At 53.4% G+C, this 17,036-nt stretch carries 10 protein-coding genes; 8 read left to right on the top strand and 2 right to left on the bottom strand.

Annotated features, from left to right (window positions below; all coding sequences use genetic code 11):
- Positions 1–87: 87 nt before the first annotated feature.
- The 8 genes from L0P89_RS02230 to L0P89_RS02195 all read left to right on the top strand — a co-directional run bounded on the left by L0P89_RS02230 (position 88) and on the right by L0P89_RS02195 (position 15,011).
- Positions 88–9,048: a beta strand repeat-containing protein gene (locus L0P89_RS02230; RefSeq protein WP_235266778.1), complete on the top strand. Its 8,961-nt coding sequence runs from the start codon at positions 88–90 to the stop codon at positions 9,046–9,048.
- A gap of 22 nt (positions 9,049–9,070) precedes the next feature.
- Positions 9,071–9,715: a hypothetical protein gene (locus tag L0P89_RS02225; RefSeq protein ID WP_235266777.1), complete on the top strand. Its 645-nt coding sequence runs from the start codon at positions 9,071–9,073 to the stop codon at positions 9,713–9,715.
- A 46-nt stretch (positions 9,716–9,761) separates the two neighbouring features.
- Entirely contained in the window at positions 9,762–11,765 is a 2,004-nt protein-coding gene (locus tag L0P89_RS02220; RefSeq protein WP_235267977.1) for an Ig-like domain-containing protein, read from the top strand.
- Entirely contained in the window at positions 11,766–12,728 is a 963-nt protein-coding gene (locus L0P89_RS02215) for a type IX secretion system membrane protein PorP/SprF (RefSeq protein WP_409557559.1), read from the top strand.
- A 76-nt stretch (positions 12,729–12,804) separates the two neighbouring features.
- Entirely contained in the window at positions 12,805–13,335 is a 531-nt protein-coding gene (gene idi, locus L0P89_RS02210) for an isopentenyl-diphosphate Delta-isomerase (RefSeq protein WP_235266776.1), read from the top strand.
- Entirely contained in the window at positions 13,332–13,739 is a 408-nt protein-coding gene (locus L0P89_RS02205; protein ID WP_235266775.1) for a 6-carboxytetrahydropterin synthase, read from the top strand. The genes idi and L0P89_RS02205 overlap by 4 nt, the downstream gene beginning before the upstream one ends.
- 5 nt (positions 13,740–13,744) lie before the next feature.
- Positions 13,745–14,713 carry a type I phosphomannose isomerase catalytic subunit gene (locus L0P89_RS02200; RefSeq protein WP_235266774.1) on the top strand — a complete coding sequence of 323 codons (969 nt, stop codon included), beginning with the start codon at positions 13,745–13,747 and terminating at the stop codon, positions 14,711–14,713.
- A 25-nt stretch (positions 14,714–14,738) separates the two neighbouring features.
- Positions 14,739–15,011, top strand: coding sequence for a hypothetical protein (locus L0P89_RS02195; protein ID WP_235266773.1), 273 nt, complete (start codon positions 14,739–14,741; stop codon positions 15,009–15,011).
- A 7-nt stretch (positions 15,012–15,018) separates the two neighbouring features.
- Here L0P89_RS02195 and L0P89_RS02190 read toward each other — a convergent pair whose 3' ends face one another.
- A complete protein-coding gene (locus tag L0P89_RS02190) occupies positions 15,019–15,720 on the bottom strand; it encodes a DUF4369 domain-containing protein (RefSeq protein WP_235266772.1) in 702 nt (233 codons plus the stop codon).
- A 41-nt stretch (positions 15,721–15,761) separates the two neighbouring features.
- Positions 15,762–17,024, bottom strand: a complete 1,263-nt coding sequence (locus tag L0P89_RS02185; RefSeq protein WP_235266771.1) for a DUF819 domain-containing protein — start codon at positions 17,022–17,024, stop codon at positions 15,762–15,764.
- Between the last annotated feature and the right edge of the window lie 12 nt (positions 17,025–17,036).

The following is a 17,036-nucleotide window of genomic DNA, read 5'->3' as shown; positions in this document are numbered from 1 at the left end:
AATGTCAATTTCACTGTAAATACTGGTACAGGGCAATTAGAAATTACAGATTCTGATAATAATACTCTTTTTGTCACACTTGCCGATTTGGAAGCGGCTATCAATACGGACGACCAGGACCTTGGCGAGGTGCTTACGGAGGGCAACGACGGCGGTGGCTCGGCCATCACCAACATAGCCGACCCGACCAACGCGCAGGACGCGGCCACTAAGAACTATGTCGACAACCTCAGTGTCGACGACGCCGATTCCGTTGTGGGCAACGAGTACAACACGGGCTTCACGGTCACGGGGGGCAACCTGCGCATCACGGACGGCGGGGGCGACCTCGACGTGCCGCTGACCTCTATCGACACGGACGACCAGGACCTTGGCGAGGTGCTCACCGAGGGCAACGACGGCGGTGGCTCTGCCATTACCAACATAGCCGACCCTACCAACGCGCAGGACGCGGCCACTAAGAACTATGTCGACAACCTCAGTGTCGACGACGCCGATTCCGTTGTGGGCAACGAGTACAACACGGGCTTCACGGTCACGGGGGGCAACCTGCGCATCACGGACGGCGGGGGCGACCTCGACGTGCCGCTGACCTCTATCGACACGGACGACCAGAACCTTGGCGAGGTGCTGACGGAGGGCAACGACGGCGGTGGCTCTGCCATTACCAACATAGCCGACCCTACCAACGCACAGGACGCGGCCACTAAGAACTATGTCGACAACCTCAGTGTCGACGACGCCGATTCCGTTGTGGGCAACGAGTACAACACGGGCTTCACGGTCACGGGGGGCAACCTGCGCATCACGGACGGCGGGGGCGACCTCGACGTGCCTCTGACCAGTTTGGGCACCGACGACCAGGACCTTGGCGAGGTGCTTACGGAGGGCAACGACGGCGGTGGCTCGGCGATCACCAACATAGCGGACCCTACCAACGCGCAGGACGCGGCCACTAAGAACTATGTCGACAACCTCAGTGTCGACGATGCCGACTCGGTGGTGGGCAACGAGTACAACACGGGCTTCTCGGTGACGGGCGGCAACCTCCGTATCACGGACGGCGGAGGCGACCTCGACGTGCCTCTGACCAGTTTGGGCACCGACGACCAGGACCTTGGCGAGGTGCTTACGGAGGGCAACGACGGCGGTGGCTCGGCCATCACCAACATAGCGGACCCTACCAACGCACAGGACGCGGCGACGAAGAACTATGTCGACAACCTGAGCGTCGACGATGCCGACTCGGTGGTGGGCAACGAGTACAACACGGGCTTCACGGTGACGGGGGGCAACCTTAGGATCACGGACGGCGGGGGCGACCTTGACGTACCGCTGAGCAGTTTGGGCACTGACGACCAGAACCTATCGGAGGTACTGACCGAGGGCAACGACGGCGGTGGCTCGGCCATCACCAACATAGCGGACCCTACCAACGCGCAGGACGCGGCCACGAAGAACTATGTCGACAACCTCAGCGTCGACGATGCGGACTCGGTGGTGGGCAACGAGTACAACACGGGCTTCACGGTCACGGGGGGCAACCTCCGGATCACGGACGGCGGCGGTGACCTCGACGTACCGTTGAGCAGTTTGGGCACCGACGACCAGAACCTTGGTGAGGTACTGACGGAGGGCAACGACGGCGGTGGCTCGGCCATCACCAACATAGCGGACCCTACCAACGCACAGGACGCCGCGACGAAGAACTATGTCGACAACCTAAGCGTCGACGACGCGGACTCCGATATCACCAACGAGCTTACGACCAGTGGTCCTGGAGTTCCTTCAGGCGCACCTGCCAACAATAATCCGGGTGTCACTTATGTGGACACTGCTGCAGGACAATTATATATGTGGAACGGGACCACATGGAACGTGGTCGGTGGCAGTGCCATCCCAGGTGATGCCAGTGACACGAACGAATTGATAACATTTTTTGGTATAAACGGAACAGATCTTCGGATCACTGAGGCCGGAACGGACTTTGACGTACCGCTGAGCAGTTTGGGCACCGATGACCAAAACCTGTCGGAGGTGCTGACCGAGGGCAATGACGGCGGTGGCTCGGCCATCACCAACATAGCGGACCCGACCAACGCACAGGACGCGGCCACTAAGAACTATGTCGACAACCTAAGCGTCGACGACGCCGATTCCGTTGTGGGCAACGAGTACAACACGGGCTTCACGGTCACGGGGGGCAACCTTAGGATCACGGACGGCGGGGGCGACCTCGACGTGCCGCTGACCAGTTTGGGCACCGACGACCAGGACCTTGGCGAGGTGCTCACCGAGGGCAACGACGGCGGTGGCTCGGCCATCACCAACATAGCGGACCCCACCAACGCACAGGACGCGGCCACTAAGAACTATGTCGACAACCTGAGCGTCGACGACGCCGACTCGGTGGTTGGCAACGAGTACAACACGGGCTTTTCGGTGACGGGGGGCAACCTTAGGATCACGGACGGCGGGGGCGACCTCGACGTGCCGCTGACCAGTTTGGGCACCGACGACCAGGACCTTGGCGAGGTGCTCACCGAGGGCAACGACGGCGGTGGCTCGGCCATCACCAACATAGCGGACCCTACCAACGCGCAGGACGCGGCCACTAAGAACTATGTCGACAACCTGAGCGTCGACGATGCCGACTCCGTTGTGGGCAACGAGTACAACACGGGCTTTTCGGTGACGGGGGGCAACCTCCGGATCACGGACGGCGGCGGCGACCTTGACGTTCCGCTGAGCAGTTTGGGCACCGACGACCAGGACCTTGGCGAGGTGCTCACCGAGGGCAACGACGGCGGTGGCTCGGCCATCACCAACATAGCCGATCCCACCAATGCACAGGACGCCGCGACGAAGAACTATGTGGACAACCTAAGCGTCGACGACGCCGACTCGGTCGTGGGCAACGAGTACAACACGGGCTTCACGGTGACGGGGGGCAACCTCCGGATCACGGACGGCGGGGGCGACCTCGACGTACCGCTGAGCTCCATCGACACTGACGACCAGAACCTGAGCGAGGTACTGACCGAGGGCGCGGACGCCGGTGGCTCGGCCATCACGAACCTTGCGGACCCTACCAACGCACAGGACGCCGCGACGAAGAACTATGTCGACAACCTAAGCGTCGACGACGCCGACTCCGATATCACCAACGAGCTTACGACCAGTGGTCCTGGAGCTCCTTCAGGCGCACCTGCCAACAATAATCCGGGTGTCACTTATGTGGATACCGTTGCAGGACAATTATATATGTGGAACGGGACCACATGGAACGTGGTCGGTGGCAGTGCCATCCCAGGTGATGCCAGTGACACGAACGAATTGATAACATTTTTTGGTGTAAACGGAACAGATCTTCGGATCACTGAGGCCGGAACGAACTTTGACGTTCCCTTGAGCAGTTTGGGCACCGACGACCAGAACCTGTCGGAGGTTCTGACCGAGGGGGCGGACGCTGGCGGCAGCGCGATCACGAACCTTGCGGACCCTACCAACGCACAGGACGCCGCGACGAAGAACTATGTCGACAACCTCAGCGTCGACGACGCCGATTCCGTTGTGGGCAACGAGTACAACACGGGCTTCACGGTGACGGGGGGCAACCTCCGCATCACGGACGGCGGGGGCGACCTCGACGTGCCGCTGAGCTCCATCGACACTGATGACCAGAACCTGTCGGAGGTGCTGACCGAGGGGGCCGATGCCGGTGGCAGTGCGATCACGAACCTGGCCGACCCGACCAACGCGCAGGACGCCGCGACGAAGAACTATGTCGACAACCTGAGCGTCGACGATGCGGACTCCGTTGTGGGCAACGAGTACAACACGGGCTTCACGGTTACGGGGGGCAACCTCCGCATCACGGACGGCGGGGGCGACCTCGACGTGCCGCTGACCAGTTTGGGCACCGACGACCAGAACCTTGGTGAGGTGCTGACGGAGGGCAACGACGGCGGTGGCTCGGCCATCACCAACATAGCCGACCCCACCAACGCACAGGACGCGGCCACTAAGAACTATGTCGACAACCTCAGTGTCGACGATGCCGACTCGGTGGTGGGCAACGAGTACAACACGGGCTTTTCGGTGACGGGGGGCAACCTTAGGATCACGGACGGCGGGGGCGACCTCGACGTGCCGCTGACCAGTTTGGGCACCGACGACCAGGACCTTGGCGAGGTGCTCACCGAGGGCAACGACGGCGGTGGCTCGGCCATCACCAACATAGCGGACCCTACCAACGCGCAGGACGCGGCCACTAAGAACTATGTCGACAACCTGAGCGTCGACGATGCCGACTCCGTTGTGGGCAACGAGTACAACACGGGCTTCACGGTGACGGGGGGCAACCTCCGCATCACGGACGGCGGGGGCGACCTCGACGTGCCGCTGAGCTCCATCGACACTGATGACCAGAACCTGTCGGAGGTGCTGACCGAGGGGGCCGATGCCGGTGGCAGTGCGATCACGAACCTGGCCGACCCGACCAACGCGCAGGACGCCGCGACGAAGAACTATGTCGACAACCTGAGCGTCGACGATGCGGACTCCGTTGTGGGCAACGAGTACAACACGGGCTTCACGGTGACGGGGGGCAACCTCCGCATCACGGACGGCGGGGGCGACCTCGACGTGCCGCTGACCAGTTTGGGCACCGACGACCAGGACCTTGGCGAGGTGCTTACGGAGGGCAACGACGGCGGTGGCTCGGCGATCACCAACATAGCGGACCCTACCAACGCGCAGGACGCGGCCACTAAGAACTATGTCGACAACCTGAGCGTAGACGATGCGGACTCGGTGGTGGGCAACGAGTACAACACGGGCTTCTCGGTCACGGGGGGCAACCTTAGGATCACGGACGGCGGGGGCGACCTCGACGTGCCGCTGACCAGTTTGGGCACCGACGACCAGGACCTTGGCGAGGTGCTGACGGAGGGCAATGACGGCGGTGGCTCGGCCATCACCAACATAGCGGACCCCACCAACGCGCAGGACGCCGCCACGAAGAACTATGTCGACAACCTAAGCGTCGACGATGCGGACTCGGTCGTGGGCAACGAGTACAACACGGGCTTCACGGTTACGGGGGGCAACCTCCGGATCACGGACGGCGGGGGCGACCTCGACGTTCCGCTGAGCTCCATCGACACTGACGACCAGAACCTGTCGGAGGTACTGACCGAGGGGGCCGATGCCGGTGGCAGCGCGATCACGAACCTTGCGGACCCGACCAACGCACAGGACGCCGCGACGAAGAACTATGTCGACAACCTCAGTGTCGACGATGCGGACTCGGTCGTGGGCAACGAGTACAACACGGGCTTCTCGGTCACGGGGGGCAACCTCCGGATCACGGACGGCGGGGGCGACCTCGACGTGCCGCTGAGCTCCATCGACACTGATGACCAGAACCTGTCGGAGGTACTGACCGAGGGCGCGGACGCCGGTGGCAGCGCGATCACGAACCTGGCCGACCCTACCAACGCGCAGGACGCCGCCACGAAGAACTATGTCGACAACCTGAGCGTCGACGACGCGGACTCCGATATCACCAACGAGCTTACGACCAGTGGTCCTGGAGCTCCTTCAGGCGCACCTGCCAACAATAATCCGGGTGTCACTTATGTGGATACCGTTGCAGGACAATTATATATGTGGAACGGGACTACATGGAACGTGGTCGGTGGCAGTGCCATCCCAGGTGATGCCAGTGACACGAACGAATTGATAACATTTTTTGGTGTAAACGGAACAGATCTTCGGATTACTGAGGCCGGAACGAACTTTGACGTTCCCTTGAGCAGTTTGGGCACCGACGACCAGAACCTGTCGGAGGTTCTGACCGAGGGGGCGGACGCTGGCGGCAGCGCGATCACGAACCTAGCGGACCCTACCAACGCACAGGACGCCGCGACGAAGAACTATGTCGACAACCTCAGTGTCGACGATGCCGACTCGGTGGTTGGCAACGAGTACAACACGGGCTTCTCGGTCACGGGGGGCAACCTCCGCATCACGGACGGCGGGGGCGACCTCGACGTGCCGCTGAGCTCCATCGACACGGACGACCAGGACCTTGGCGAGGTGCTTACGGAGGGCAACGACGGCGGTGGCTCGGCCATCACCAACATAGCGGACCCGACCAACGCGCAGGACGCCGCCACGAAGAACTATGTCGACAACCTGAGCGTCGACGACGCGGACTCCGTTGTGGGCAACGAGTACAACACGGGCTTCACGGTTACGGGGGGCAACCTCCGGATCACGGACGGCGGCGGCGACCTCGACGTACCGCTGAGCTCGATCGACACCGACGACCAGAACCTGTCGGAGGTACTGACCGAGGGCAACGACGGCGGTGGCTCGGCGATCACCAACATAGCGGACCCTACCAACGCGCAGGACGCGGCCACTAAGAACTATGTCGACAACCTGAGCGTAGACGATGCGGACTCGGTGGTGGGCAACGAGTACAACACGGGCTTCTCGGTCACGGGGGGCAACCTTAGGATCACGGACGGCGGGGGCGACCTCGACGTGCCGCTGAGCTCCATCGACACCGACGACCAGGACCTTGGCGAGGTGCTGACGGAGGGCAATGACGGCGGTGGCAGTGCGATCACGAACCTGGCCGACCCTACCAACGCGCAGGACGCCGCCACGAAGAACTATGTCGACAACCTAAGCGTCGACGACGCCGATTCCGTTGTGGGCAACGAGTACAACACGGGCTTCACGGTGACGGGGGGCAACCTCCGCATCACGGACGGCGGGGGCGACCTCGACGTGCCGCTGAGCTCCATCGACACTGATGACCAGAACCTGTCGGAGGTGCTGACCGAGGGGGCCGATGCCGGTGGCAGTGCGATCACGAACCTGGCCGACCCGACCAACGCGCAGGACGCCGCGACGAAGAACTATGTCGACAACCTGAGCGTCGACGATGCGGACTCGGTCGTGGGCAACGAGTACAACACGGGCTTCTCGGTCACGGGGGGCAACCTCCGGATCACGGACGGCGGCGGCGACCTCGACGTGCCGCTGAGCTCCATCGACACGGACGACCAGAACCTGTCAGAGGTGCTGACGGAGGGCAATGACGGCGGTGGCTCGGCCATCACCAACATAGCGGACCCGACCAACGCACAGGACGCCGCGACGAAGAACTATGTGGACAACCTGAGCGTCGACGACGCCGACTCGGTCGTGGGCAACGAGTACAACACGGGCTTCACGGTCACGGGGGGCAACCTTAGGATCACGGACGGCGGGGGCGACCTCGACGTGCCGCTGACCAGTTTGGGCACCGACGACCAGGACCTTGGCGAGGTGCTGACCGAGGGCAATGACGGCGGTGGCTCGGCGATCACCAACATAGCGGACCCTACCAACGCGCAGGACGCCGCCACGAAGAACTATGTCGACAACCTAAGCGTCGACGATGCGGACTCGGTCGTGGGCAACGAGTACAACACGGGCTTCACGGTGACGGGGGGCAACCTCCGGATCACCGATGGCGGGGGCGACCTTGACGTGCCGCTGAGCAGTTTGGGCACCGACGACCAGGACCTTGGCGAGGTGCTTACGGAGGGCAACGACGGCGGTGGCTCGGCCATCACCAACATAGCGGACCCCACCAACGCACAGGACGCCGCGACGAAGAACTATGTCGACAACCTCAGCGTCGACGATGCCGACTCGGTGGTGGGCAACGAGTACAACACGGGCTTCACGGTGACGGGGGGCAACCTCCGGATCACGGACGGCGGGGGCGACCTCGACGTTCCGCTGAGCTCCATCGACACTGACGACCAGAACCTGTCGGAGGTGCTGACCGAGGGGGCCGATGCCGGTGGCAGCGCGATCACGAACCTTGCGGACCCGACCAACGCGCAGGACGCGGCCACGAAGAACTATGTCGACAACCTGAGCGTCGACGATGCGGACTCGGTCGTGGGCAACGAGTACAACACCGGCTTCACGGTGACGGGGGGCAACCTCCGGATCACGGACGGCGGGGGCGACCTCGACGTTCCGCTGAGCTCCATCGACACTGACGACCAGAACCTGTCGGAGGTGCTGACCGAGGGCGCGGACGCCGGTGGCAGCGCGATAACGAACCTAGCGGACCCTACCAACGCGCAGGACGCCGCGACGAAGAACTATGTCGACAACCTGAGCGTCGACGATGCGGACTCGGTCGTGGGCAACGAGTACAACACGGGCTTCACGGTGACGGGGGGCAACCTCCGGATCACGGACGGCGGGGGCGACCTTGACGTTCCGTTGAGCAGTTTGGGCACCGACGACCAGGACCTTGGCGAGGTGCTTACGGAGGGCAACGACGGCGGTGGCTCGGCCATCACCAACATAGCGGACCCTACCAATGCACAGGACGCCGCCACGAAGAACTATGTCGACAGCGTTGCGGACGACGATGTTTCTGTGACCAATACCGTGGCAGGGAATAGAATCGCTACTATTTCTGAACCTGGTACAGCAGCCGTGGATGTCAACGAAACCGTAACATCATTGTCCCAGAATACAACGACAGGGGTTATCAGTTATACCGATGAAGATGGCGGTACACCAGAAACTGCCAATGTAGTTGGGGCTGAAGCAGATAATATGATAAGTGTGGGTTCAAATGGAGGAGCATACCTAGCCGCTATGCCAACCATTTACTCGACGGGTAAGGTAGCCATTGAATATGTTGGAACCCCTGGTGTAGATGCTACAAACTCCAATATTTATGGGGCAACCGTGACCAGATTGAACGAAGGTGATTACCAAGTGACATTTGATACGGCATTGTCAGACACGGGCTATATCATACAGTTATCCACATTGGATTGTGACGGTGATTGCCCTGGCAACACCAGTGCCAACTATGATGACCCCGGCATTACCTATTATAACCAAACGACCTCAGGATTCAGGGTAAACATAGGAGACAGTGATAACGGTACCACCCAAAAGGATGATATCGATCTAGAGTTTATGTTTACGGTAATCACCATACCAAACTAAAGGAAAAGTAACAAGCGGAAAGATGAAAAAGCTGATTTTATCAATAATAGTGCTACTGACATTTTCAATGTCGGTAAAGGCACAAATTGATGCCGGTTCCCTAATGGGATTGCCAACAGTCGATACCACTGTCAATATGAACGGTATTGTTGGCCCAGCGATAGGGGCAATCGTTTACAATCTAGAAGAACAGGTTATCTATTACTATACCAGTACGGGCTGGCAAAGGGCAACGGATGATCAAGATGCTTCCGAAGTGAACTTGGTCACTGCTGTGGATATGGACGAAGCAGGAGCTGCTTCCCCAACTAATGAAACCACGGTAGAAGAAGCTATTCAAGCAATTGCACCCATTACCTCAAGGGCGGCCCGGGTGTTTTATCCCCCTTCCATAGCAATAGATGCTTCAACAAATGGGAACTTTTCAATAAACCTTTACACAGAATATACAAATCAATTTGCATCTGCCAGTATGGTCCATAATCCATCGGCACCGTCTGCCATACCTGTTTATGCGGCAAATGAGTTGGACTATTATGTGACCTACTATGACCCCAGTGTTTTTAGAAATCTATCCATAGATGACAACGGATTGTTGAACTATGAAATTTGGGGGCAACCGGCCGATTACAATTCGTTGATAAACGTGGTTTTTGTGGTCAAATAAACAATAAAAGCAAGAAGCCAAATCTTTGAAAGAGCGCAACCTAAATATCATATCTGGATTTCTGCTATTGGCACTTCTTGTAAGTGCTTCATCCCTTCATGGGCAGTTTCTCTTGCAGGCACCCAATAGTGGCGATGAGAATAACTATAGATGGTATGAAGCTTCCGATACTTCGACGGTTTTGGGCACGAACTCCTTTTACGAGGCTACCCAACCTGGTGTCTATTTTGCCACCTATGATGGTACACTTTGTGGTTCAAACGCTACCGGATACTTCATTTTGACCAACTGCAATGCACCCGACAATGAGGTGACCTTAGATATCTCGGCGAATGTTTCCGGAGGGGCGACCATCAATTGGAATCCACCTTTATCAGGAGACCAGACCAGGCCAACAGTAACGGCCACCCAAACGGTCGAACGATATGTGGCGACCATCACCAAAGCCGGTAACAGTAGTGCCCTTCCACGATTTACAGTGGTCTGCCTTGACCAAGCGGCCACCCTTGTTGATGATTTCGTCACTGTGAATGAAGATGAATCAGTGGTGGTTCCCATCTTTGACAATGATTCTGATTTACCGACCACGGGTACGCTAACAACCTCGGATCCACCAAATGGTTCAGTGACCATTGATGACAATGGTACACCCAACGACCCAACAGATGATATAGTGACCTATACGCCAGATCCAGATTTCAACGGAACGGATTCCTTTACCTATACGGTCTGTAATTCTTCAGGAGATTGTAGCACGGCTACGGTGACAGTCGATGTGTTGCCAATTGTCGATGCCCTTGATGATTCTGTTTCCACAGAACAGGATACTCCCGTGGTCATTGACATTTTGTCGAATGACAACGATTTGCCGAATTTGGGAACATTGACCACCACAAGTCCTTCTGATGGAACAGTGGTCATCGATGATAATGGCACGCCGAACGATCCCTCTGATGATATGGTGACCTATACCCCGAATGCCGGGTTTACAGGTACTGATACTTTTGATTATACTATTTGCGACGACCAAGGAAACTGTAGTACGGCCACCGTTACGGTCGTGGTCACACCACCAATGGCCTCTGACCTAGATAGTGACGATGATGGAATAATCGACAGTTTTGAGGATTTGAATACCGATGGCGATAACGACCCATCGACAAACCCAACCGATACCGATGGCGATGGCATTCCTGATTATTTGGATATCGACAGCGACGACGATGGCATTCCTGACAACGTAGAGGCCCAGACCACGGCAGGTTACATTCCGCCAAGTGGCACTGATGCAGATGCAGATGGCCTTGATGATGCCTATGAAAACGGAGGAAACGTTGGGCTCATTCCTGTTGACACCGATGGCGATGGCATTCCTGACTATGTCGATGATGACAGTGATGATGATGGCGTACCTGACAATATAGAGGCACACGATTTTGACCATGACGGCGTACCCGATGTGGTTTACACGGGGTCTGACAAAGACAATGATGGCCTTGACGATGGCTACGAAGGTGATACGCAGATCGATGCTGATGTCAACGACGAGATCGATGACCCTGCGAATGATTTACCAAATACAGACCAGACAGACGATGTAGACTATCGAGATATAGATGATGACGATGATGGTATCGAGACCAGGGATGAGGATCTTGACCTCGACGGCAATTTTGCCAATGATGATTCTGATGGTGATGGCACGCCGAACTACCTAGATCCAGATCTTGGCATGACCGACGATGATGAGATTGAGGTCTTTAACGTATTGACACCAAATGGAGACGGCATTCATGATGTGCTGTCCATCCGAAATATTGAAAATTATCCAAACAACACAGTAAAGATTTATAACCGATGGGGCGTACTGGTATATGTGACCAAGGCCTATAACTCCTCAGGAAACGTCTTCGATGGCACCTCTGAAGGTAGGGTGACCGTCGATCAAGACAAAAAGTTGCCGGTGGGTACGTATTTCTATATCATAGATTACGAAGACCTGAATGGCAATATGAAACAGCTTTCTGGTTACATATACATTAACAGGTAAATGAATTTGATTTTGGATAAGATTTTTAAAAATACGACCCTTGTACCGATAGCAATACTATTGATGTTGGTATCAGGCATTTCAAGCGCACAGCAAGATGCCCAATATACCCAATATATGTACAATACGGTCAGCGTAAATCCCGGGTATGCAGGGTCTAGGGGCCATATGAGCATTGCTGGGCTATATCGTGCACAGTGGGTAGGTCTTGAAGGGGCCCCGGTGACACAGACACTTAACATTCACACCCCAGTCGGATATCGCGGTGTGGGTCTCGGGCTTTCGTTTGTGAACGACGAGATCGGTCCGACTTCTGAAACCTACTTTGATGTTGATTTTTCCTATACCATTCAAACCAGTCTAGAAGCTCGTCTGAGCTTTGGCCTGAAGGCAAGTGCACATCTTTTGAATGTCGATTTTGCTGCATTGAACCAAGATTTCGGACAAGGCAATGACCCTATTTTGCAAAATAATATTGACAACCAGCTCTCGCCCAATATAGGGGCAGGGGTATATTATCATACACAGCGATTCTATGCAGGGCTATCAGTACCCAGATTTTTGGAGACAGAACATTTTCAAGAAGGCCCAAACCCCACAACTGCCAGAGAACAGATGAATTTTTACTTCATCACAGGCTATGTTTGGGACCTAAATCCGTTTCTAAAATTCAAACCGGCACTTCTGACCAAAGCTGTACAGGGTGCCCCACTACAGGTTGACCTTTCCGCAAACTTCTTGTTGAACGAGAAATTTATCGTTGGAGCGGCCTATCGCTGGGATGCCGCTTTTAGTGGTATGGTCGGTTTTAGGCTCTCAGATGAGTTCTTGATAGGTCTTGCCTATGACCGCGAGATTACCGATTTGGGCGCCACTTCATTTAATGACGGTTCTTTTGAAATTATTCTCCGTTACGATTTCATCAGAAACTTGAGCAATCTAAAATCACCACGATTTTTCTAAGTTTTTCCTATCCTGCTATAGGATTTTGTTAGCGCAATCACTGTTTTTATGGTCTAAAGATTCATATTTTTAGACCATGAAAGAAGAAAATGTAATATTGGTTGACCGGAATGACCGGCCCATCGGCCTTATGCCCAAAATGGAGGCCCATAAAAAGGCACTGTTGCACAGGGCGTTCTCTGTTTTTATCATGAACGATAAAGGAGAGACGATGTTGCAACAAAGGGCCGCCCTTAAATACCATTCCCCATTGCTTTGGACCAATACGTGCTGTAGTCACCAAAGAGAAGGAGAATCGAACATTGAAGCGGGCAAAAGGCGTTTGATGGAAGAAATGGGCTTCACTACAGAGTTGAAAGAATTATTTTCATTTATCTATAAGGCCCCTTTTGACAATGGTCTTACAGAGCATGAATTTGACCATGTGATGATTGGTCATTTCAATGATGAACCAAAGATCAATCCTGATGAGGTGGCCGATTGGAAATGGATGTACCCCGAAGACATCAAAAATGATATTGAGAAATCTCCCGGGAATTATACGGCATGGTTCAAAATCATTTTTGATCGTTTTTATGACCATCTGACCAAAACCTCGGTGAAATGAAAGTGAAAGTGAGCAGAAAGGCACATTTCAATGCCGCCCACCGTTTGTACCGACCTGATTGGAGCTTTGATAAGAACCAAGAGGTGTTCGGTAAGTGCAACAATCCGAATTATCATGGCCATAACTATGATTTGATTGTGAGTATCACAGGTGAAATCAATCGGGAAACGGGTTATGTGATGGATATGAAAACATTAAAGGATTTGATTAAAAAACATATTGAAGATACCTTTGACCACAAGAATCTCAATGAAGATGTGCCCGAGTTCAAAGAATTGAATCCTACGGCTGAAAATATAGCTGTGGTCATTTTTGAAAAACTACGGCCACATATTGATTCGAAACATGAGCTAGAAATCGTTTTGTACGAAACACCAAGAAATTTTGTCACTTATTCAGGTTAACGCATATGGACTTTTACCCTTTAAAATTTATTCCCATTTTGAAAGAGCGCCTTTGGGGCGGCACCAAACTGAAAGATGTGCTGGGCAAACCCATTGAAAGTCAGCTAACCGGGGAGAGTTGGGAGCTATCTGCCGTAAAAGGCGATGTCTCGATTGTTTCTGAGGGAGAACTCGAAGGGAAATCCCTGCAAGAACTGATCGATCAAGACCCTGAATCATTGATGGGCAAAAGTGTGTATGGGCGTTTTGGAAACGAATTTCCCATCCTTATCAAATTTATAGATGCTAAACAAGATCTTTCGATTCAATTGCACCCGAATGATCGACTGGCAAAAGAGCGCCATGATTCTTTCGGCAAAACCGAGATGTGGTACATTATGGATGCCGATCCAGGCGCACAACTCATAGTCGGGTTCAATCGAGATGTAGAAAAGGAAGAATATGTGCTCAGTCTCAAAGAAAATACCCTACTCGATTTGTTGAACTATGAAACGGTTGCCGAAGGGCATACTTTTTTTATCAATACGGGAAAAATTCACGCTATTGGAGCTGGGGTGTTGTTGGCCGAAATACAACAAACCTCTGATATTACCTATCGTGTCTTTGATTTCAATAGAAGGGATAAAAATGGGCAATTACGCGAATTGCACACTGATTTAGCGGTCGATGCCATCGATTATCAAAAAAAGGATGATTTCAAGGTGGCCTACGAAAAGAAAGAAAACGAGGTCAATGGAATGGTCGATTGTCCGTACTTCAAAACCAATTTCTTGAGCCTTGACAAAGCCATGCACCAAAATTTGGACAATAGGGATTCGTTTACCATTTTTATGTGTGTCTCGGGCATGGCCACTATCACGAATGAGAAGGGGAGTGCCACTTTAAGAAAAGGGGAAACCGTTCTCTTGGCGGCCTCGAGCCAGTATGTTGACATCGATACGGTGGGGGTCGAACTTTTGGAAATAACAATTTAATCCTACCTTTGGCGAAAAGAATAGTATGGCAAGTGTACGTGATTTAAAAAAGGATATCAATTTCGTGTTGGGCGATATCATAGAGGCGGTTTACATCTGGGAAGCCGAGACCAACAAAAAAGACTCGAAAGAGGGTACAGCTATCATTGACAAGGCCATTACAACCTTTGACGACCTAATGCAAAAGGTAAATGACAAAGGTGTTGAAAAACCCAAAGTGCACTTCAAGAAAATCAGGGTGGAACTGGAAAAAAAGGCCACCGAAATGGTCGAGCAGCTTAATAAGCTACAAAAATAAGCTTTACTTATTGCTTCAGGGACCGGACATAGGAGTCCAATGCTTTCCCATATTTTGATTTGGCCACTTCTGGGGTCAAGACCCTGTTGATGGAGTCCAGATATTTTGGATTGGCCTCAGCAGCTTCGGCAAGGGCCATATATGGGGCTACATACGAATCGGCATTGGTCAACGCGAAGTTCAGCACATAGCGATATCTAGAAACCGTGTTTTTATTGATCAACCGAACGATAGAGTCAATGGCCAAGGAATCATTTTGAATTTCAGGGTTTAGACTTGCTTGGCCCAGTTCGAGTTCGCGAGTGTTGAATTTCGAGAGCATCTCGGCACATTGGGCATAGGTCTCGTGACTTTTTGAGCCCGAGATTTTAGGTTGTAAATCAAAAGTATTCCATTTGGTCTTGACAAAAATATCCCCTTGCTCACCAAAGAAAGCAATTCGGTCGTTGATATCATTGTTATCTGCCTTTTTCAAATAGAGGTAAAAGATTTCAGGGGTTTCCATTTCATGCGAAAATGAAAAAAAGCCATCTCCACGCAATTTCAAGGAATCAATGGTGGTCAAAGAAGAATCTTTGATATGTTGCAGATACAAAGTGCCCTTTTTCAGACCATCTATTGAACCCGATACGGTCATGGTATTTTCGGTTTTTTTTCCACAGGAAAATAAAAGAACGGTCAGCACCAATATGGAAACGATTTTTTTCATACATCAAATTTGAGGCGCAAATATCCGAAAGATTTTTGTTTTTATACAGTAGAGGCCACTTCCATCAACAAGGCACAGATGTAGGCACCAGCAGTACCGACCACGTAGCCAAAAACGGCCAATAGAATACCCACTGACGTCAGTGACGGATGAAATTCTGCGGCGACAACCGGCGCCGAAGCGGCCCCACCAACATTGGCCTGACTGCCCACCGCCATAAAGAAATATGGGGCTTTGACCAGTTTGGCGACCAAAATCAAAAGGCCGGCGTGAATGGCGATCCAAATAAAGCCAATGACCAATAACCCTGGATTTTCAAAGACACGACCGAGGTCTATCTTCATACCTATGGTAGCAACCAATATATAGATGAACATACCACCAATTTTACTTGCCCCAGCTCCTTCATAGTTTTTTGCTTTGGTAAACGAAAGGCCTATACCAATGATGGTGGCGGTAACGACCATCCATAGAAATTTTGAACCCAATGATGACAATGCTTTTTGCTTATCTCGGATCACCTCAAAATTATCTTGTAAAAACTCCGAAAAATGATGGCCTACAAAATGGGCGATACCCACCCCAACGAATGAAAAGAAGAGCAGCATGACCAGATCATGCAAAGAGGTGACACGAGCGATTCGCTCGGTATATTCAGATACTTTTGTCTTTAACGCTTCGATTGATGAGGTATCTGACTTGAGCCATGCATCGATTTTGTCTGAACGGCCAATGCCCAAAAGCAATAGGGCCATCCAAACATTGGCCATGAATACATCGACCAAGACCATATTGCCAAATTTTTCAGGATTATACTGAAAGATTTCAAGCATGGCGGCTTGGTTGGCTCCACCGCCTATCCAACTTCCTGCGATGGTCGAAAGTCCTCGCCATACGGCATCCGGACCCACACCTCCGACAGTTTCCGGAGAAAAAACAGAAACGATAAGTATGGCCAAAGGCCCTCCGATGATAATGCCGATCGTACCCGTAAAAAACATGATAAGCGCTTTTGAGCCTAAATTGATGATCGCTTTAAGGTCAATGCTCAGTGTCATCAGAATCAGTGCTGCCGGCAACAGGTACCTACTTGCCACATAGTAGAGGTTTGACTTTTCTTCGCTAACGAGCCCTACACTCGTTAAGACCGCTGGTAAGAGGTAACACATGAGCACTGCGGGAATGATGGAGTAGAACTTTTTCCAGAAACCGCTTTTTATCGATGAGGTGTAAAAGACAAAACCTAGGCAGAGGGCCAGTAAGCCGAAAATGACCGTATCATCGGTCAAGGGTAGTTGGTTCATTTAGTGGGTATT

Origin of the sequence: Muricauda sp. SCSIO 65647, assembly GCF_021534965.1 — a bacterium.
Lineage (GTDB): Bacteria > Bacteroidota > Bacteroidia > Flavobacteriales > Flavobacteriaceae > Flagellimonas_A.
The sequence above is the reverse complement of the archived record's forward strand: the minus strand, read 5'-3'. Positions and strand labels throughout refer to the sequence as shown.